Source organism: Phocaeicola dorei, assembly GCF_013009555.1.
GTDB lineage: Bacteria > Bacteroidota > Bacteroidia > Bacteroidales > Bacteroidaceae > Phocaeicola > Phocaeicola dorei.
In genome coordinates, this window is sequence record NZ_CP046176.1 from 86,478 (window position 1) to 106,050 (window position 19,573).

13 protein-coding genes are annotated in these 19,573 nt (G+C 39.5%); 8 read left to right on the forward strand and 5 right to left on the reverse strand.

The annotated features are described in order from the left end of the window. Positions 1 to 373: 373 nt before the first annotated feature. Positions 374 to 856 carry a helix-turn-helix domain-containing protein gene (locus GKD17_RS00320; RefSeq protein WP_170272820.1) on the forward strand — a complete coding sequence of 161 codons (483 nt, stop codon included), beginning with the start codon at positions 374 to 376 and terminating at the stop codon, positions 854 to 856. Between the two features lie 61 nt (positions 857 to 917). Then, entirely contained in the window at positions 918 to 3,593 is a 2,676-nt protein-coding gene (locus GKD17_RS00325; RefSeq protein ID WP_132039539.1) for a PL29 family lyase N-terminal domain-containing protein, read from the forward strand. Positions 3,594 to 3,707: 114 nt separating this feature from the next. On the opposite strand, the gene GKD17_RS00330 is transcribed toward GKD17_RS00325, so the two are convergent. Beyond that, the gene (locus tag GKD17_RS00330) at positions 3,708 to 6,389 is read right to left on the reverse strand and encodes a cell surface protein (RefSeq protein WP_087339872.1); all 2,682 of its coding nucleotides are present in this window, start codon (positions 6,387 to 6,389) and stop codon (positions 3,708 to 3,710) included. Between the two features lie 61 nt (positions 6,390 to 6,450). Continuing rightward, positions 6,451 to 6,678, reverse strand: a complete 228-nt coding sequence (locus GKD17_RS00335; RefSeq protein ID WP_080565222.1) for a helix-turn-helix domain-containing protein — start codon at positions 6,676 to 6,678, stop codon at positions 6,451 to 6,453. A 307-nt stretch (positions 6,679 to 6,985) separates the two neighbouring features. On the opposite strand from GKD17_RS00335, the gene GKD17_RS00340 reads away from it, so the two are divergent. From GKD17_RS00340 to GKD17_RS00350, 3 genes are all read left to right on the forward strand, one after another. Next, positions 6,986 to 8,596, forward strand: a complete 1,611-nt coding sequence (locus tag GKD17_RS00340; RefSeq protein WP_007834454.1) for an ATP-binding protein — start codon at positions 6,986 to 6,988, stop codon at positions 8,594 to 8,596. A 297-nt stretch (positions 8,597 to 8,893) separates the two neighbouring features. Continuing rightward, entirely contained in the window at positions 8,894 to 9,889 is a 996-nt protein-coding gene (locus tag GKD17_RS00345) for a fimbrillin family protein (RefSeq protein WP_032935995.1), read from the forward strand. Continuing rightward, positions 9,886 to 11,202: a FimB/Mfa2 family fimbrial subunit gene (locus GKD17_RS00350; RefSeq protein ID WP_007834450.1), complete on the forward strand. Its 1,317-nt coding sequence runs from the start codon at positions 9,886 to 9,888 to the stop codon at positions 11,200 to 11,202. The genes GKD17_RS00345 and GKD17_RS00350 overlap by 4 nt, the downstream gene beginning before the upstream one ends. Before the next feature lie 127 nt (positions 11,203 to 11,329). Here GKD17_RS00350 and GKD17_RS00355 read toward each other — a convergent pair whose 3' ends face one another. Next, positions 11,330 to 12,943 carry a VapE domain-containing protein gene (locus GKD17_RS00355; protein ID WP_007834448.1) on the reverse strand — a complete coding sequence of 538 codons (1,614 nt, stop codon included), beginning with the start codon at positions 12,941 to 12,943 and terminating at the stop codon, positions 11,330 to 11,332. Between the two features lie 450 nt (positions 12,944 to 13,393). Then, on the reverse strand, positions 13,394 to 13,672 hold the full coding sequence (locus GKD17_RS00360; RefSeq protein WP_080549522.1) for a hypothetical protein: 279 nt from the start codon (positions 13,670 to 13,672) through the stop codon (positions 13,394 to 13,396). Between the two features lie 298 nt (positions 13,673 to 13,970). On the opposite strand from GKD17_RS00360, the gene GKD17_RS00365 reads away from it, so the two are divergent. Then, positions 13,971 to 15,281 carry an ATP-binding protein gene (locus tag GKD17_RS00365; RefSeq protein ID WP_007834439.1) on the forward strand — a complete coding sequence of 437 codons (1,311 nt, stop codon included), beginning with the start codon at positions 13,971 to 13,973 and terminating at the stop codon, positions 15,279 to 15,281. A 279-nt stretch (positions 15,282 to 15,560) separates the two neighbouring features. Here the strand turns inward: GKD17_RS00365 and GKD17_RS23105 are convergent, their stop codons facing one another. After that, on the reverse strand, positions 15,561 to 15,761 hold the full coding sequence (locus GKD17_RS23105; RefSeq protein ID WP_227216432.1) for a hypothetical protein: 201 nt from the start codon (positions 15,759 to 15,761) through the stop codon (positions 15,561 to 15,563). A 402-nt stretch (positions 15,762 to 16,163) separates the two neighbouring features. Between GKD17_RS23105 and GKD17_RS00375 the strand changes: the two genes are divergently transcribed. Beyond that, positions 16,164 to 16,400, forward strand: coding sequence for a helix-turn-helix domain-containing protein (locus GKD17_RS00375; RefSeq protein WP_235778231.1), 237 nt, complete (start codon positions 16,164 to 16,166; stop codon positions 16,398 to 16,400). A 48-nt stretch (positions 16,401 to 16,448) separates the two neighbouring features. Then, positions 16,449 to 19,565, forward strand: a complete 3,117-nt coding sequence (locus tag GKD17_RS00380) for a PL29 family lyase N-terminal domain-containing protein (protein ID WP_007834434.1) — start codon at positions 16,449 to 16,451, stop codon at positions 19,563 to 19,565. The last annotated feature ends 8 nt before the right edge of the window (positions 19,566 to 19,573 follow it).

Consider the following 19,573-nt stretch of genomic DNA (forward strand, 5'->3'; position numbering starts at 1 on the left):
GGAAAATAAGTGACATGATTTTATGTGATGATTGTTAATCCTTACTGACTTGAGATGTTATATAAAAGGAGAGTGTTAGATTTTTGTTTTTCTTTTTATAGAGAATAAAGTGCGTTTCATCTGTTATAAACCTTGCTTTGTCGATGTTATTTATACTATTATATATAAGATATATAATGAAAGTAATTACTGACTTTAATAGGCTTTTAAGGCTTTCTATAGTTGTTTGTGAGGTAAAGAATATATAGATATTCCTATTTCTTAAAATATTCCTGTATTTTATAAAGATTTTTAGTGGAAAGTCTTGCAGAATAGAGTAAAATGGGTACTTTTGTCCGATGAAATTATGGCTATTATAGAAACTGACTAAAATATGGATGCTCTATTTCAAACGCAAAGCAATGAGCTTTCTACTATAACGCAGAAAGAAAAGCTGTTTAAAGATGCAGAACGGCAGTGGAATACACTGTCTTCCGAGAAAGGAGCGCCCGGAAGAAAAGTTGATTTTGAGATCTATAAAAGCATTTTGTATAACCTAGAAATCAGAAAAGTATATTTGGATTCAAAGCTCTCTTTAGAAAAGTTTAGTTCAATAGTCGGCACGAATACGACCTACCTGAGTAATGCGGTGAACAACTACTTCGGATGCAACTTCAAGCGGTTGATAAATTCCTACAGGGTGGCTCGCGCCAAGGAGCTGCTGGACGGTAAAGATTGCCCGGTGAGCGAGCTTTTCAGCCGTTGTGGGTTCGCTTCCAAGAGCGTGTTCTATGTGGCGTTCAAAAAAGTAGTTGGCATGACTCCCCTGCAATATATATCGCAGAGCCGGAGTCCTTTTATGATTCAACGCAATTAAGTCCTTTTATAACAATAAACATTTTGAGTTTTTAAATTTATAAATTTAAAGTTTTTCTATTATGAACAAAAAATTTTTAAGTGCAATCCTGTTCGGAGCCTTGATGGTTTCTTCAACAGGAACGTTTGTATCTTGTAAAGACTATGATGATGACATCGATCGTATCGACAAGGAGTTGACGGAGCTGAAGTCTCAGATCGCAGCTTTACAGACAACAGTTGACAACGGAGACTATGTAACTGGTGTGGCAAAAACTGCTGATGGCAAGGGTATTACGTTTACTTTTTCTAAAGGAAGTCCTGTCACAGTAACTTTGGATGTGAAAGACGGTGAGCCGGGCAAAGATGCTCAGAAAATTACTTTTGACAAAGACGGCCAGATGTTAATTGACAATGAGCCTACTGGCATTTACCCGACTAAAGATGCAGAAAAAGCTCCTGTAAAAATCGAGGGTGGATTCTGGTATACTTTAAATGATAAAGGCGAATACGAAAATAGCAATATTCCCGTATCTGGCTTAGCCGTTGCTGGTAGCGAGGCGGACGGATGGACATTGACAGTGATTGATGCTAACGGCAACAAACAAGAAGTAAAAGTTCCAACAGCAGCTTCTTTGATGAGCGAATTTGAAATCGTTGGTTTGCTTGGTGATGATAACAAGATAAGCTCTGATGCTGTCGTATTGAATTATTCAGCAAATAAAGTTATTGCAAAATGGGAAGGTCCTAAAGGTACAATTGCAAAAGATGACTATATCGTTGCAACAGCTAAAGATCAAAAGACTTTATTGGTTCGTATGGCTCCGTCATCAGTTGACTTTACCGGCCAGTCATTTATTTTGGTAAATAGCAAGGGAAATTCTCAGGATTGGCTTGCATTGAACAGTGCTGTAGCTTATAATAAAGTATTGGCCAGAGCTGCTCAGAAAGCAGGATTATATACTTTCTCTTTGGCTCCTACAGTAGTCAAGAAAGCTGATTACAAAGCTGATGCTTGGAAAGTGGATGGTTCGGACATCAATACGCAAAAACTTGCTTTACAAAATGAGGCAGGAACTTTCACCAGCCAATTTGGCATTGGAGTTACCCATGATGGTACTAAAATGGATGATGCTACAGTTAAATTAAATGGTAGTACTGTATTAGGCACCGAATCAACTCCTGTTGAAATCGACTTGAATGTTGATAATAAGATTACTTTTGATGCAGCAAATGCCGTATATGATGCATATATTGAATATTCTAATGACGATGATGTATTGTTTGCTATCGATCATGACAATGCTGCTATGACTTTCAAGGCAACTCAGATGCCGGATAGCGATACAAAGGCTGTATTTAAAGTTGTCGTTAGATACTTGAATGTTAATGGTAACGTAGCGTCAAAGGATATTTATGTGAAGGTTACCAAGTCTTTAGTTGACGGAGTTGTTTATGAAAGAACTCATAAGATTGTTGCAGATGCTACAAAGAACTTCTTCTCTATTGATTTGAAGAGCATGACAGATAAGATGAGTGCTGAAAACCTAGCTGTATTCAACAGAAATGCATTGGTAAATAATACAACATTCACTGTAAAGGATGCTAAGGGCGATGTTGTTGCCGGGTTAAATGGTGCTAAAGCTGCTACCCTGGTCGCTAAGGGTATCACTCCTTCTTTCCTTGATAAGGATGGTAAAGCAGTAACAGACAAGATTGCTGCTGCTACTACTGTGAAATTCGCTATTGATAATGAAAAAGCTGCTTCTAATTTCAAAGTCAATACTCCGTATACTATTGAAGTAGTTTATGCAGGTGCTGATGCCAAATTAGCTGATGCTACTATTAAGTTGACTCTGACATTACCTGCTTTGAAGGATATGTTCGTTCATCAGGATGGTATTTGGGTTAATGATATCGCTAGTGCTTATATGGATGAAGCAGCTAATGAAGGTGGTTCTACTGCTGCAAACAAAGCTGCTATCTATACAATTAAGAATGCATTCAAGAACCTGGCAACAACTGTTGGTACTTCTACATTTGATGCTAACCTTGACAATGCAACCAAGATTGTTGGTGACTATACATCTTATGGCTTGGCAGAATTAAGCAATGTGACTTCTACTTCAGCGAAAGTAACTGATATTACTACATGGACTATTAGATTGAAAGATGATTTGAATACCGATGGTACAAAGGATTTAAATGATAACGGTACTCAGAAGGGTTACAAACAGAATCTGACTATAGTAATCAGTAATGTCAACTACTTAGGATACTGGTCTTATGGCGATGAAACTTATAGCTTCACATTGAAAGTTATGAGTCCGATTTTGGAGGGTAAAGTATACGCTGTAGGTAATGAGGTCGTTATTCCTTCTGCTTCTTTGGATGGATATACAATTAACGACAATCATATCAAGGCTCATACTTACAATACAGAAGTGGTTTACAGTATCTTCTCTGATACAGACAATGGTACTTGGAAGCGTAAAGAAATCAAAGCTGTAACATTTAAGTCTGGTAACGAAGAATTGTTCACAGTTCCGGTAAATGGTACTGAGTATAAAGCTGCAACTGGTACTCCGGGTAAGGATGATTACGTAGCAGCTAAGAACGGTTCTCTTACTATAACCAAGGTTTCTGGAACTAGCATTGATACTGAAGTTAAGACTAACATCAAAGTCACCGTAACTGATGCTTGGGGTTATGATCTTGATCAAGAAGTTCCCGTTAAGATTACGGTAAAGAAGGATTAATTTGATTATTTCTAAACTATAAAAATAAAGAGGTTGTGCCTGTTGGACACAACCTCTTTTTTCTATACAGATTTTACAGAATGTAAAAACCTTCTAATAAATACAAATCCAAAACTATTTACGAGGTTTAACAACCATCTTCAATGTAATAGTTACATCATGTCCATAGGAATCCTTACAATTAATAGTCAATGTAGAAGGAACATCTTGTTTCGGATTAGAGCCAATATCTGTTTTTATAGCTTCAAAGACATTTGCCTTAGTGAAATCAACTTTGAAGTAGTCTTCTTTACCAGTTGCATCAGAAGTCAACTTAGCACTTTCAATGCTCAGACTTGATCCATAAGCATCTTTAAGTGCTGTACTAAACAATTTATCTATAGCATTAGTACCCCAGATATGTGCAGTGGTAGGAGCGGCTGCATTATTGCCATAAGTCAAATTTGTTGAATAAGGCAAGTTAGCATTAGCAGCTAATCCTAAATTTTCGCGAGTAGCCCATGCCCAAGTATGTACTTCCGGTTTATAGAAGCAGCAGTAAACTGTATTAAATGTTGCAGCTTCTACTATAACATTTTCATATTCACCAGCACTATTTTTCTTTGAAGAAATCTTACCATAATTGTAAACAACCTTAGTTGCATGCTCTGTCTTATTATCAATATAAGATTTTACAACTTCAATGCTTTGAGCACCGTTTACTGTTACATCTTTATCTTTATCTCCATCTTTTACAGAAGAAGCAAATGTTACATTGTATTGGTCAGCTTGGCCCAACCCGAAATTAATCAAGTTTTCAATAGGCATTGCACCCTTAGAAGCTTGACTTGCAGCCCAATTATCAGCAATCATATAACAATTATAGATGCCGTCAATTACTTGTTTGTCTTTAATGGAGAAGCCTTGTGGTAAAGTGGTTGGAATTTCTTTAGTCATAGTAACATTTAACGTTGCTAATACAAATCCATCCTCATTTTTGATAGTCAATGTACCATTATATTCCTTACCGTCTTCATATTTCTTCCAGTCTACTCCAGTTGGTCTAGTATAAACTTTAACAACTTTGCTGAAATCAACTCTCTCCAAAGTAGCATTTAACATATAGTTTGTATCATAAATCTCATGTCCTTCTGAGTCTACAAAATATGCATGGAATACAGGTTGGTTATTATCAATCTTATCAGTAGTCCATGTGGCTTGATAAGGTGCGGATAATTTACTTAATGTAACAGCTTCTGCTTCTGATTTAGTCATATCTACAAGAGTTGCATCATTTGCAGATGGAGTTACTACCGTATTAACAGTTTCCCATGTAGCAGCTTCTTTACCTAATTTCACATAGAAAGCTTTACCATCAGGATCAACCAATGTACCATCATAGTTTACAGCATACACACGGAAACCAATGATATCATCAATGATATTATCTCCATTAATAGTAATTTCTGTAGAAGTACCTTCCACAACGGTATTTAATCCTGTATATTCATAAGAGTTCCAAGCATTGATTTCAGATGGAGCTGACTCTACAGCATTTTGGCTATCTAATGTAACATAAATAGCACGAATATTTTTAGGAGCTTCTACTTCATTATCTTTTGTTGACAATGAAATAGTCAATGCCTTACCTTGAACAGCTGGATAAACAGATTCTCTTTGACGATTATCACCTTGCTTAACGTTTGTATTTGATTTGTCTAAACCAATAACAGTAGTAGATACACCATTTTTCCATTCTAACTCTTTATATTCTACAGGAGTATTATTTTCAGAAGCAGAATAACGATTGTGTATTTTATTTACATTCTTTTCATTAACAAAGAAGTTCAATCCATTTTGTGGAGTATACGCCTGCCAATCCAGAGTTAAGTCATAAGATGAAATAACTTCTCTTGTTTCAGCGGTAGATAAGGTGTTATTTACCTGTACAGCAAAGAGAATAGCTTTAGTATCATTACCAACTTTGGTTTCTGTTACAGCAGAAAAAGCTTTTTCATCATAATTCTTTAAAGCAACTGTAACTTCCCATAATCCATTATTTCCTGCCGCACGGCTTAATAACCCGTTATATTTCTCAACTTTCTGAACAGATAAGAATTCATTCAGATTCTGTCCTTGGCTATTAGTCAAAGAAATCATTTCTGGAGTCAAGACTGCATTAGTCGGAGACACACGTACTACAAACTTATCTCCTGTTTGAATTTGATTACCTTTGGTGAAGGTAATGGCATTTGTAATACCTTCACTAAATACATTTTCTTTTTCAATAGCAGTAGAAAAAGTCAGTCCATCGCCTGTAGGATTAGCAGAATACGAAGCCACCAGTTCTACACTAGTAACCATATCAGCAATCTTACCAACAATGTCTTCTACTTTCTTAGTAGCAGCATCAACTTTCTCTGCCATATCTTTTAATGCAGCATCTGTGGATTCTTCTACTTCCTTTTTTAATGTCGCAATTTCTGCTTGAACAGCTTTGATCGCTTCTGCCTTTGCATCTGCAACAGCCTTGTCTGCAGCGGCTTTTGCAGCAGCGGCAGCATCACCAGCAGCTTTTGCAGCAGTTTCAGCGGCAGTTGCCTTAGCAAGAGCATCGCTTGCATCTTTTGCGGCAGTAGTTAAAGCAGCCTGCAAAGTAGCGATCTGAGAAGTCATGTCCTCCTTAGTCGCCAGTTTGTTAATTTGTTCCTGCAAATTGTCTATGTCATCATCATAGTCTTTACAAGATACAAATGTTCCTGTCGAAGAAACCATCAAGGCTCCGAACAGGATTGCACTTAAAAATTTTTTGTTCATAATAGAAAAACTTTAAATTTATAAATTTAAAAACTCAAAATGTTTATTGTTATAAAAGGACTTAATTGCGTTGAATCATAAAAGGACTCCGACTCTGCGATATATATTGCAGGGGAGTCATGCCAACTACTTTTCTGAATGCCACATAGAACACGCTCTTGGAGGCAAACCCGCAACGGCTGAAAAGCTCGCTCACCGGGCAATCTTTACCGTCCAGCAGCTCCTTGGCGCGAGCCACCCTGTAGGAATTTATCAACCGCTTGAAGTTGCATCCGAAGTAGTTGTTCACCGCATTACTCAGGTAGGTCGTATTCGTGCCGGAAACGAAAGAATATGTATAATGCTGATAAACAATGATATAGCAAATTCAGTAGAAGAAATATATCTTATTGCAAAATAGATAGATTCTAAATACTTTTCAAAGTATCCTTTAAAGGATAGAATGCCAATATATATGGACAGAAATAGGCGATTATCATCCATTAATAGGAAATAGAAAAACTTGTCATAAGCAGAAAAAACAAATCCTTTATTTGCTTTGTTTGTCATTTACTAATATCTTTGTTTCATCATTCATTCTAGAACCGCAACAAAATATGAAATACCCTATTGGAATACAGAGTTTTGACCAAATCCGTGAAGATGGCTATGTATATGTGGATAAGACCGGCTTGATTTACAACTTGGTAACACAAGGCAAGACTTATTTCTTGAGCCGTCCACGCCGTTTTGGCAAAAGCCTGCTGGTAAGTACCCTTGCCTGTTATTTCCAGGGACGCAAAGATTTGTTTGCCGGACTGGAAATCGACGGATTGGAAAAGGACTGGTATGAGTATCCTATCTTCCGTATAGACTTTAATGGAGGACTGTATACACAACCCGGAATTCTGGAGGCTACCATTGAAGGCTATTTAGGGAACTGGGAAGATATTTATGGCAAGAATCCCAATTATACAACCATAGGAACCCGTTTCATTGAAATACTTCGCCGGGCTTATGAACAGACAGGGCGGCGTGCGGTGGTTCTGATTGATGAATATGACAAACCTATTTTGGATGTATTAGATACGGAAGCTTGTTTTTATGATGATTATGGAAAGCAAGTTCTGTTGGAGAACCATAACCGGGAAATATTGAAATCCTTTTATTCTACCTTTAAAGGAGCCGATCAATACTTGAGATTCGTATTGTTGACCGGAGTAACAAAGTTTTCCCAAGTAAGTGTTTTCAGTGGATTTAACCAGCCTAAGGATATCAGTATGGATGAACGGTACGAAGCCTTGTGCGGTATCACCCAGAATGAGCTGGAAGCATTTTTCGAAGAACCCACCATACAGTTGGCTGCTAAATATCAGTACACAGTGAAAGAAATGAAGGAACTTCTCAGACGGCAATATGACGGATATCATTTTGGAGAGAGGATGACCGACATTTACAATCCGTTCAGCATTCTTAATGCTTTTGACAGTATGGCAATTCGTGATTACTGGTTCTCTACAGGTACTCCCACCTATTTGGTTCGTCTGCTGCAACACAGCCGCGAGCAGATAAACGAACTTGCCGGACGTTATTATGTTCCCTCTTTGTTTGTGGATTATAAGGCTGATGTGGAACAGCCTCTACCCATGATTTATCAGAGCGGATATCTCACTATTAAAGAATATAATAGACGTATGGGAACTTATCTGCTCGATTTTCCCAATAATGAGGTGCGTAAAGGGTTCTTGTCCGTATTGGCAGCACATTATTTGAAACCCGGAGGTGGAGAGGTCAACAGTTGGATTATCGATGCTGTCACTTGCCTTGAGCAAGGGAACACCTCCGCTTTTTGTGATTCTCTGACCGCCTTTCTTGCAAGCATCCCGTATGACTCTCACACTTCCTTGAAGGAATTGGATATGACTGAGAAACATTTCCAATACACTTTTTATCTGATTCTCCGTTTGATAGGAGTTTATTGCCGTGCAATCCATTGTGAGAATCGCCAGAGCTTCGGACGAGTGGACTGCATATTGGAAATGGACGAATATGTTTACATTTTCGAATTCAAGATGGACGGAACAGCAGAGGAGGCTTTACAGCAAATAGCAGAGAAAGGCTATGCCCGATCTTATTTGACCGATAACCGTAAAATAGTCTGTATCGGGGTGAATTTTTCTTCCCTTACACGTACTGTAGAAGAATGGAAGGAGATAATTTACAGGTAAGATTTAGTCATAGTCAGCCTAAAGCGTTAAACAAAAGATTGCCTTCCACTATTTTTTATGGGAATATACCGGTAAGAATGTTCATGCTGTTGCCGGCATAACACATTTAATTTTCATCTTTTTATCATTTTATTTTTCTTTTTGCTAAGAATGAATTATTTTCGCAGCCGAACACAAGTTTAATTTCTTACCGACAATAAGCAGACATGCTTTAATCCTCGACCAATTCAACTTGTCCTCATTTTAATTTTAACGGATAAGCTGATGTTTTGTCCCTCACTATTATAAAATAAAAGAATGAAAAGATCATTGTATGTATCGCTATTGACGTTCATGTGCTTCTCTGCCTGCCAAGGTAGTGAGGAATTAGAGCAACTACAAGAAAAAGAGTACACGGTATCCATTATGGCAAGAATCGGGAAAACAGTTTCCGGAGCACGCTATTTGCAAGATAATGAAAATGCCATCGCTAGTTTTAGTAAAGCCGATGATATAGGTGTTTTTATGGACAATGACAGTGCTGTCCGCTGGATATTCGATGGAACTTCCTGGACTACAGAAAAGAGTGTCTTTTGGAAAGATAAAAACCAGGAACATACTTTTTACGCATATTATCCCCACTCCGGTTCCAAAGCCGAAAGTAAGGAAAATATAAAAATGCCTTCTCTCGACAGCCAGAACGGGACTTGGGAAAATATTGACCAATATGACTTTCTAGTAGCATCCAGGAAGCTTTCCTACGATACCGACCTTGGCAATGTGGCCTTTTCGGGCGATTATTCATTTAAGCACGTTTTGTCACTATTAAAGATAAACATAAAGGGTGAAGGAGATATGGCACAGGCCGTTATTGACAAAATCAGACTTGAAGGAAATGGGTTGATGACTCAAGGATACTACTCCTTTGAAACGAACAGCATCACCATCAGCGAAACTCCCAAGGAAACCTTCCAGATTACTCCGTCACACACCATGAACAATCAGGATGCTTCTTTTTATTTTATCCTGAACGGGGGCGAGAATGACGGAAACATTGATCCGAAAGCCGTGAAAAACCATTCTGTTAATCTCACCATTGAATATACCCGTAACAACAAATATTACATAACACGACGAGATGGCCTGTCTCCGGGCTTATTGTCCGGATGTATTCATAAATACAATATTGTAGTAAAAGACGGAAATGTAATTATAACGGGAGGAAGTATTTCGGGTTGGACTCCGGGAAATGAAGAAGAGGATATAGTTATAAATGGAGAAGAAATAAACCCACAAACAAATAATATGTTATGAATTATAGATTAACCGAATTAAAGGTGCTTCTGTTTCTATTGCTGCTGTCTGCTGTTTCTTGCCAACGCCCGATGTATGATGAAGAAGACGATGAAGACGGAGTCTCGCAAACAAATCTTCCTTTAAAGATATCTGCCAGGTCTAGCGGAGAATCCCAGATTAATTATCCGGCCTATATCTATGCGTTTGCAGAGGACGGCAGCTGTTCTGCCAGTCTGAAAATGACAGATAACGCCCAGATTGAAATGAAGTTACCTCCTGCCCGATATACTATTGTTGCAATAGCCGGTTTGGGAGAGGAATATATCGTTCCGAAAGATCCTAGCCTTGATGATGTAATTGTTATGAAAGAAAATAACAGAAGCTCACGCGCGCTAATGATGGGCACTTCAACTGTGACAATTGCCAATAAGAAAAATATATCTGTTTCTGTAACCCTCTATTATGCTGTATCTTTAGTCAATATCAGTTTGGAAGATATACCGGCAAACGTTAAAAAGGTGAGTTTGCAGATTTCGCCTTTATATTCTTCCCTGTCGTTTACAAGGGAGTATTCCGGCAAAGACAAGAGTACGGAAATTATTTGTGAGTCTGAGCCGGGTGGAATTTGGAGTGCAAAGCCTTTTTATATTTTTCCGGGGAGCGGCTCTCAGACCGTTTTTTCCATAACCTTGGAAGATAATAGTCAGACAAAGACGTTTGGATACACTTTCAAAGGAAAGCCGGAAGCGAACGTGCCATTGAATATCGGGGGGAGCTATTCGGGTGATGTCACGGTAGGGGGCAGTTTGATATCAGGTGAATGGAAGGCTCCGGTAGACATCAAATTCAATTTTGGCGGTGCTGATGAAGGTAATGGCGATAGTGAGCCGCCTCCCATTAATCCGGATCTTTCCGGGCTACCCGAAATTGGTAATATCTGGAACGGAGGAATTGTAGCTGGCATAGAGAATGCAAGTTCCACAGGGGCGGATATTTTGTTGATGAGTCTGGATGAGTGGAGTGGATTCGCTTCCGATGTGCGGAATATCATACAGGAGGAGGAAGCAGACGGATGGCATCTTCCGACTGAAGAGGAGGCAAAAGTATTGCATAAGACGTTCAGCGGATCATCACTGGATGAACTGAATGAAACCATAGAGGGATTAAGAAACGGAGACCCGTTATTGGATATTGAGAAACGGTATGTATATGATCATAACGGAAGCATATATGCATTCGGATTTAAAACCTCATCCAAATTTTTACAGGCGGGGAGTACGGTGAAATACAAAATACGTTTGGTATGCAGCGCTCATTATGATGCCGGATGACCCATTCATATACTAGAAAAGGGCATTCACACTTCTTGACAATATATGCTTGAGAGTGTGAATGCGTCTAATCGACTTCCATACCGGGAATCTCATTTCCATAGATAAATTCTCAATTAATTGAAAGTTAACATTCTACCACCCGGTATACATTTCCTTTGGTGGTATGTACCCGTTCGCCCAGCTGGGGCAGGATACGGCTCAGGCTGTAAGCGGTCATCCCTCTCATGATCGAAGGATGGGCTGCCTTCATACGTTCAAACAGCTGGGTGGCGGAGAGGCTAAGCACTTCCTGCGGATTGTCCTCTTCTGTAGCAAAGCGAAAGCAAAGGCGGAACACCTCTTCTTCGGGTACATGCTTGTAGAATAGGGCATTATGTTGCTGTATAGTCTGTTCCTCTTCTTTATTGAACCAGCTTCGTTCACCGGATAGAAGTTCTGTTTTAAGCTGGGCGTACAATTGCTTATGCTCTACGGACGTGGTGCAGTCTATGGCATGTTTCAGACTGACGCAAAGAAAGCGGCGTGAGCCGGTGCGGTCTACCAGCAAATCCTCCCGGTTGCTGGTGCCGATGAACGAGGCAATACGGGGAAGCGATGAAGCGCTGTGTTTGTAAGCCTTGCGGATATTCAGTGCGGAGGCTTGCATCAAGTTCTTCAGCAAAGGCATTTTGGATGCACCTAGTTTGTCGAATTCATCCAAGTTGATTAATCCGTAGGCGGCCAGCTTGGCTTCGGCGGATGCCGGGGAACTTAGGTCATAACTTTCCGTGTAGTAGGATTTCAGCGTATCGGGCATCAGCAGACGGCAGAACGTACTTTTCCCCAATCCCTGGCGGCTGCTCACCAGCAGGGGAGCCACACTGTTGGCGCGGTTGTTATCCGGATTGAGCTGCATCCATTGAGCGGAGAGTCCCAGCATCCAACGGTGGAAACCGTTCACCCATACCGGGTCGTCGGACACCCTGCGTGCCAACGCGGACACCCGGTCCGTGCCGTCCCATTCGGGAAGCTGCTCAAAATAGGCAGTAAAGGGATGGTATTCACTGATGCGGCGTGAACGCACAAAGCGTTGAATGTCCCTGTCCCAACAGTCTATGCCCGTTTCAATAGCCTCCAGACTTAGTGAGTTCATCCATCGTTCGTCCACTTTGGTGTAACGCAGATGAGTATCGGGAATGTTGTTTTCTACACTTGCCACTTCAGTTTCTTCAGTAAGCACATTGAACCGGAAGCGGTAGCGGGAGGTGAGGAAAGCGGTCACTTCCTGCATCAGGGTATGTGATTTCGCCTTCTTGCCAGTATCTTCTGGGGAGGTTGGTCCCGCTTTTTTCTGAACATCTTTTTTCAAGTGAGCGGAATCCTTCTCTGTTTTTTCAGTTGAGACTATCGGATGTATCCGAGAATCGTCCATACTCCCCGGCAGGTTATCCTTACCGTTTTCAGTGAGAAGAACCTGTGAGTCGGCTATCTCTCTTACTCCGTCTTCGTCCGACACGATGTAGTGGTAACTGCCCGTGGGAGCATTCCCGTCAGTGCGCGGAGTCCAGTTCAATGCCAGAACTACTTGGCCCTCGCGGATATCCAGCGCCAGACGCACGCCGGGTATAGTCCGGCAAAGCGGCATCAGCCCGTTGAGAGCGGATACGAGATCACGACGCGGTGTTCCGTCAATAGGAACAGGGCTTGACAGGAATTTGCTTCCGAAGAAGACTGTTTTGAGAGTAGCGAATACATTCATGAGTTACTTTTTTAAGTTTGGCAAACTACAAATATACAACATAAAAAGGCGTTTGTCAAGAGGGGGCGGAAATATGGCAGATCTTGGTGCAAAGTTCAATGAAACTTGGTACAAGATATGGTGAAACTTGATACAATATATACGTACAGGCCTACACATTACTAACGTTACGGTTCATACGTTACTAATGTTGAGGCTTGCACGTTACTAATGTTTATTGTTGAATAAGCCGACATGTTTTTAAAATATACCTTCAGGTTTTAAATATACATCTTCAGGTTTTTAAAAAACAACAATACGTTTAAAAAAAACGTCAGCATGTTCCGTGTACAAAGTTGCCGTGTTCTGCGTACAGGCCTATCATGTTCCGTGTGCCAGCCAAGCTTGTTCATCGCATTACTTCCTTGTTAAGCCGATATGCTTCCTTCTCCATTCATCCTGTCATTTTATTTAAGACATACAGACGATCAGCTGGTTAAGGTTGAAATTACTTCCTCTCACTCCCGTTTCAGCCGTATGTTTGTACCCTTTTACGGAAAGGTGTGAAAGAACGGTAGGAAAGGAGAATGAAAAGGCAATGACAGGATGTCCCTTCATAGCCGGAACGCCTATCGACAGGGTGTTTCGACGGTAGATGAAAGGAAGAAAGAAACAACTGGCTTTTATCGCTGAGCCATTCAAGATTAAGAGAATCTCAGAATCCCGACATGCTAATAAACAGATAATCATCAATGTTTTGAGCCTGATTTATGATCGGTATGAAAGATTTATATTTTTCAGACTATGTAACAATAATCCTCCCAGCCTTTCCATTCTCAGGATACATTGTTGCTTCATACAGATGAAAATGAGATTCCGGATAGCTTCTTCTTCCAGTTTATCAGGTCCGATAATTCTTTTCAGCTTTTTTTCAGATAAATTATATCACAATTCTTGCTGCTCCAAATAAACAAAAGTATATTTGCAAAAATAACCATGGTTATTATAACCGTTATTATTTTTATAAACATCTAAATGTTAACAATATATGAATTTCTTTGGCAGAGAAAAAGAATTAGAAATTCTCAGAAGAGAGGAAGAATTGTCCGCATCATCGGCACGGTTCACCATAGTCATGGGCAGACGCCGCATCGGCAAAACCAGTCTGATAAGACGGAATTTTCAAGGTAGGCAATGCCTTTATATATTGGCGAAAAACGAGGCGGAAGCTACCTTCTGCAGTTCTATACAAAGACAGATACAGAGAGAACTTGGTATATCCGTTTATGGCTCGGTACGTTCTATGCGTGATATTTTTGATATTCTTTTTTCGTATGCCACTCAGAACCAGCTGAATCTAGTGATAGATGAAGTACAGGAGTTCTTTTATGTACGCAAGAGTATTTTTGCCGACATGCAAGAATTATGGGATAAATACAAGTCGGATATGAAAATAAACTTCATTACTTGCGGCTCCATTTATTCACTGATGAAAGAACTGTTTGAGGATAAAAAATCGGCCATGTATGGACGGATGACCAAGCGTCTGGACTTGCAGCCGTTCAGCATAGCAACACAGAAACAGATTCTAAGGCATTATCATCCTGCTTATACTCCGGCGGATTTACTTTGTCTTTATATGCTGACCGGTGGGGTGGCAAAATATATAGAAACATTGATGGACGAAGGTGCTTTCAAGAAAGAACGAATGCTTACTTGCTTTACCAATGAATACATGCCTTTTCTTACAGAAGGGAATGATTTGATCAATATGGAATTTAGAAAAGAGGGAGCCGTTTATTATTCTATCTTGAGCCTGATAGCTGACGGGAAAAATACATCCGGTGAGATCGACTCAGTTTTAGGTATCACCACAAGTGCCTATCTGCGCAACCTTGAAATCAATTATACCCTTTTGAAGAAGATGCGTCCCATCTTTGCGTCTGAACGGAGCAAGGGAGTTAAGTACAAGCTGAATGACAATTTTCTGCAGTTCTGGTTCCGCTTTATCTATCCTAACCTTGATTTGGTGGAGAATCACCGGTCGGATTTATTATTGGATATTGTAAAGAAAGGATATGATGTTTATTCCGGTTTGGTATTGGAGCGATATTTCCAACAAAAGTTATGGGAAGAGGAGCGTTTCACGATTATAGGAAACTGGTGGGATTCAAAAGGAGAAAATGAAATTGATATCGTAGCTGTAAACCGTATTGACCGTACAGCCCGGATAGCAGAGGTAAAGATTAACCGGAATAAAATATCTATGCCGGTCTTGAAAGAAAAATCCCAAAAACTTATAGGCGAGTTAAAAAGATATCAGATAGAATATACAGGCTACTCATTGGAGGATATGTAAGATACGGAATAAAGGCATTCACACCCCTATTTTATGGTACGCCTATCAGCTGGGAGATACACAATGGATTACAACATGACACGTTTGGAATTGTATATCAGTTCCATCGCTTTTTTCAGGAACCTTCCGGAATAAGAAATCTTACCCTGGGGAAGCTTCATGCCGCTTTCCCTTTATAACGACAGGTACAGTTCACCAATGGGCATTTGTTACTGAAATTCCTCATTGACCGGCTTTTTAATAACCCAAACCTAATTGCCACAAGGGTATGACATTCATTTATCCGGCTTCTTCAATGTACAGGCTATAATCTTCAATATTATTACGGCTGGCGCTCAATATGGCGGCAATTTCAGATTCCAAAGTATGGTTGATAATCTGTTGCAATCGCACATCGAAATCATCTTCCAAAACGAAAGGATAATAACCTCTCTTTAAATAATTAGTAAAATATACCAAGGGGCGGAAATCTTTCGGCAATTCGACTTTGTGTTGCAGGATATCTGATAAAGAATAAGTATTGATGGAAATACGGTGAAACAGTTGGAGATATCCCTGAAAGAGAGGCTCTGCATTTGATACATAACGGTACGGCGGCTTAAATCGGCCCCCCTTTTATCTGCACACTCTTGCTGTACATATATTTGCTTATTTTGCACTATTAAGGTGCATTTTGAAATAATAGAAAACCTTTCCTATCTTCAATAAATGTAATTATTCGTGCAAACTGTCCTCCGTTGATAATATATAAAAATTTATTTAGACCTTCTATAGATAACCAATAGACAGAGTAGTTTTTTATTTGGTAGTTACATTGTTGATTTATAGTGATATAAGTATTCTTTTGTTTTCGGCACGAATACGACCTACCTGAGTAATGCGGTGAACAACTACTTCGGATGCAACTTCAAGCAGCTTCTTAATAAATATCGTGTTGAGTATGCAAAGTCCTTATTACTAGAGGGTACGTATTCAACCAGTTCTCTTTTTAGGAAGTGTGGGTTTGCATCCCAAAGCGTTTTTTATGCCGCATTTCATAAAGTGGTCGGCGCATCTCCCTTGCAGTTTCTATATAAAGCACCATCCAAACGCGGAAAAAGATTTAAAGTCCTTTTATAACAATAACATTTTGAGTTTTTAAATTTATAAATTTAAAGTTTTTCTATTATGAACAAAAAATTTTTAAGTGCAATCCTGTTCGGAGTCCTTATGGTCACTTCAACAGGAACATTTGTATCTTGTAAGGATTACGATGACGACATCGACCGCTTGGATCAAGAAATATCCAATGTGAAAGATGCAATCAAGGCCCTTGAAGACAAAGTAGGCTCAGGCAAATATGTCGAAAGCTGTACTCCGTTCACTGATGGTAATGGTGGTTATGAAATCAAATTCAGTGATGGAGAGACCATTAAATTATACAATGGTGCAAAAGGAGAACAAGGTGAACCAGGCAAACCAGGTACTCCGGGTACTTCTGCTGATGATTATGTAGTATCAGTAGAAGAAGGTGAGTCAGCTTATGAATTAGTTATTACTTACGCTAATGGCACTAAAAAGACTATCAGTATGCCTAAAGCTACTTCTGTAGTTAGCGGAGTTAAGTTTATCCCTACTTTCCTTTCTGAAGGTGAAGCTGCCAGAATCCATTTCCCTACCATCGTTACTGATAGTGTGGCAGGTAAAACAGAGATTGCAGGTGCAGATTGGAGTGAAAGTAACTTTAATACATTTAAAATCGTTTACTCAGGTAAGGCAGACGTGAAGTATCAGGTAAATCCTAACAGCGTATCATTCAAGGATATGGAAGTGGTAGGATTTGTTCGTGATACTGCTGAAATATGGAACTACAATACAAATAACAAGAATTGGGAATTGTTCAATGCCGGACAAAAGCTATACACTGATGGAAAAATCACCGTTGATTCTTATAAAGAAGGACATGGTATGTTAAACTTCCGTGTAAAGGATTGGGCTTTTGCTGAGCAATCTAATCTGGACGAAAGAACAGTATATTCATTGAGAATTAAGAACAATGACCAAATCGTTCATTCTGATTTTGTTCCCGCCAAGCATGAAGTAATTTTGCAGAAGAACGTACATTTGGTTAAAGTCGCTGATGCATTTGACCAAACTAACGCTCCTGCTCAGATTAAAAATGCAATTGCTCCTAACAAGGTAAATTATAGAGAATTCATCGAAGATGAATATTATCTTAACACCTTGAATCCGACTGGTACTGAAGAGGCTAAATTAAAAGCTTATCAAGCAGATAAAGCCAAGTTCGAAGCCAATGCTGAAAACCAGTTATATAAGGGAGATACTGAATCTAAAGATGATGCAAACCGTATTGTTGTAGAACTGAATTACACGGGCGATGGACATTCAAAAGATTTAAGAGATATCGTAACTTCTTTCTTTGATAACCGTAGTGGAAAAGCCAAAGATGCTCAGTATCCTTTGATGGATAATGGTTTTGATGACTATTCATTGGTGTTTGAACCGGTTGACTTCTACTATGATGGTGTTAACCAGACTAAACGTTACTTGGAAGTTACCAAAGATGGTGTTGCTACAGTAAAACAAACTCCGGACCCGATTTGGGGTGCAGAAACTGATGCCAGTCACACAGCTGCTATAGACAGAACTCCTATTGTTCGTGTGAAACTGGTAGCACCGGGTGAAGACAATGGTAATGTAGTTAAAACAGCAATCATCAAGATTCACATTGTACGCAAGACAGTTGTTCCTGAAATTAATGTTACAGAAACAAAAGATGTCACTCTGAAACATATCAATCAAGTTCTTGATATGGATATGGATAAGATATTCAACCATAAAGATGTACAGTTGAGCAAAGACGAATTCCGTAAGACTTATGAGTTTGTTCCTGAATTTGCGACAGCAGACGAGGCTAAACAACACGCTGTATATGCATGGGACGGAAAAGATAATAAAGACTATTCATTAGATCCGAATTTTGTTCCTGAAGAATATAATCAGCTGTTCGTTACAGTGAAGAATACAGCATTCTCTCGTCATGACGATCACGACGTTTACACTGTTAAGGGTACATACAAGCCAAATGCTGATCATAAGGGATTACCTGACATCCATGTTACTTATACTATCAATGTGAAGTATCCGAATGTGGTTGCTCCTGAAAAGACCAAGTTGAACTGGGTAGATGATTCTTACTTCATTGCTCACGGTAGATATGATAACTTTGATGCTCCTAAAACTTATGAAATGGTTGCAGCATTGAATGACGAATTCGATTTGATCAACTATAATCCTTATAAGGGTCAGACTCATGATAAGGATTGGGCTAGAGCTACCTTGTCATTCGAATTGGTTGACCAGCATAATAATGCATCTAAGATAGCTGACGGTCACAATTCCGGTATTCGTTTGTATCAAGGTAAAGACAATAAGTGGTATATCGCCTTGGAAGCAACAGACGCAGGACGTGCTTGGATCAATGCTGCTGACGCTAAAGATTTGAAGAAGATCAAAATGCGTGCTGTAGTAAGCTTCAACGAAGATGTTGACGGATTGTATGGTACTTGCAACAAGGAAGCCAATGCTCATAACAAGTATGCTAAAGAAGATTACAATAACTTCTCTTGCGATACTATCAATATGGTAAACAATACTCCTTGGGCTAAAGATCATACTACTAATTATACTGGTGCTGCTGCTCCTGAAAATGGACGTTCTACAGTGGTTATCGATGAATTTGAAGTTGCATTTGTAACTCCGATGGTATTCCACGCTTACGAAGCAGGTCCTTTGTATGACAAGTACCAAGAAGCTGAAAATACAGTATCATTGAAGGATGCATTCTTCTTGTCAGATTATCTGTGGTCTGAAGGTGCTCAGGCACAATTCAATAACAACCATGTTATCTATGACCACAAAGATATGGCTGAGAATAATACTTTGGTTCAAACTGGTAATAATGCAGGCTGGTCACAAAAACTGGTAGTTACCAACAACGTATTCGATGTCAATACAACAGTTAACTTCCAGGTTTCTAAGGCATACTTTGCTGATGGAAGTGAATTGGATGCTGAAAACATGAATAAGATCAAGCTTGATAATACTAAGCAGACTATCACATGGATTAACAATGGTGAAGATATTGCCCAACCGTTTACTATTGATGTAGAAGTTTGTGTAAATCACAAGTGGGGCGGTATCTGCGAGCATACTTGGAAGGGAGATCTCGGACATTCTGTCGGAACTATCCAAATTCAGGTTAAAAAGCACAATGATAAGTAATTAATACG

Bases quoted from the DNA above. Each gene is read 5' to 3' on its own strand.
- GKD17_RS00320 (WP_170272820.1), top strand. From the start codon at position 374: ATGGATGCTCTATTTCAAACGCAAAGCAATGAGCTTTCTACTATAACG.
- GKD17_RS00325 (WP_132039539.1), top strand. From the start codon at position 918: ATGAACAAAAAATTTTTAAGTGCAATCCTGTTCGGAGCCTTGATGGTT.
- GKD17_RS00330 (WP_087339872.1), bottom strand. From the start codon at position 6,389: ATGAACAAAAAATTTTTAAGTGCAATCCTGTTCGGAGCCTTGATGGTT.
- GKD17_RS00340 (WP_007834454.1), top strand. From the start codon at position 6,986: ATGAAATACCCTATTGGAATACAGAGTTTTGACCAAATCCGTGAAGAT.
- GKD17_RS00345 (WP_032935995.1), top strand. From the start codon at position 8,894: ATGAAAAGATCATTGTATGTATCGCTATTGACGTTCATGTGCTTCTCT.
- GKD17_RS00350 (WP_007834450.1), top strand. From the start codon at position 9,886: ATGAATTATAGATTAACCGAATTAAAGGTGCTTCTGTTTCTATTGCTG.
- GKD17_RS00355 (WP_007834448.1), bottom strand. From the start codon at position 12,943: ATGAATGTATTCGCTACTCTCAAAACAGTCTTCTTCGGAAGCAAATTC.
- GKD17_RS00360 (WP_080549522.1), bottom strand. From the start codon at position 13,672: ATGATTATCTGTTTATTAGCATGTCGGGATTCTGAGATTCTCTTAATC.
- GKD17_RS00365 (WP_007834439.1), top strand. From the start codon at position 13,971: ATGAATTTCTTTGGCAGAGAAAAAGAATTAGAAATTCTCAGAAGAGAG.
- GKD17_RS00380 (WP_007834434.1), top strand. From the start codon at position 16,449: ATGAACAAAAAATTTTTAAGTGCAATCCTGTTCGGAGTCCTTATGGTC.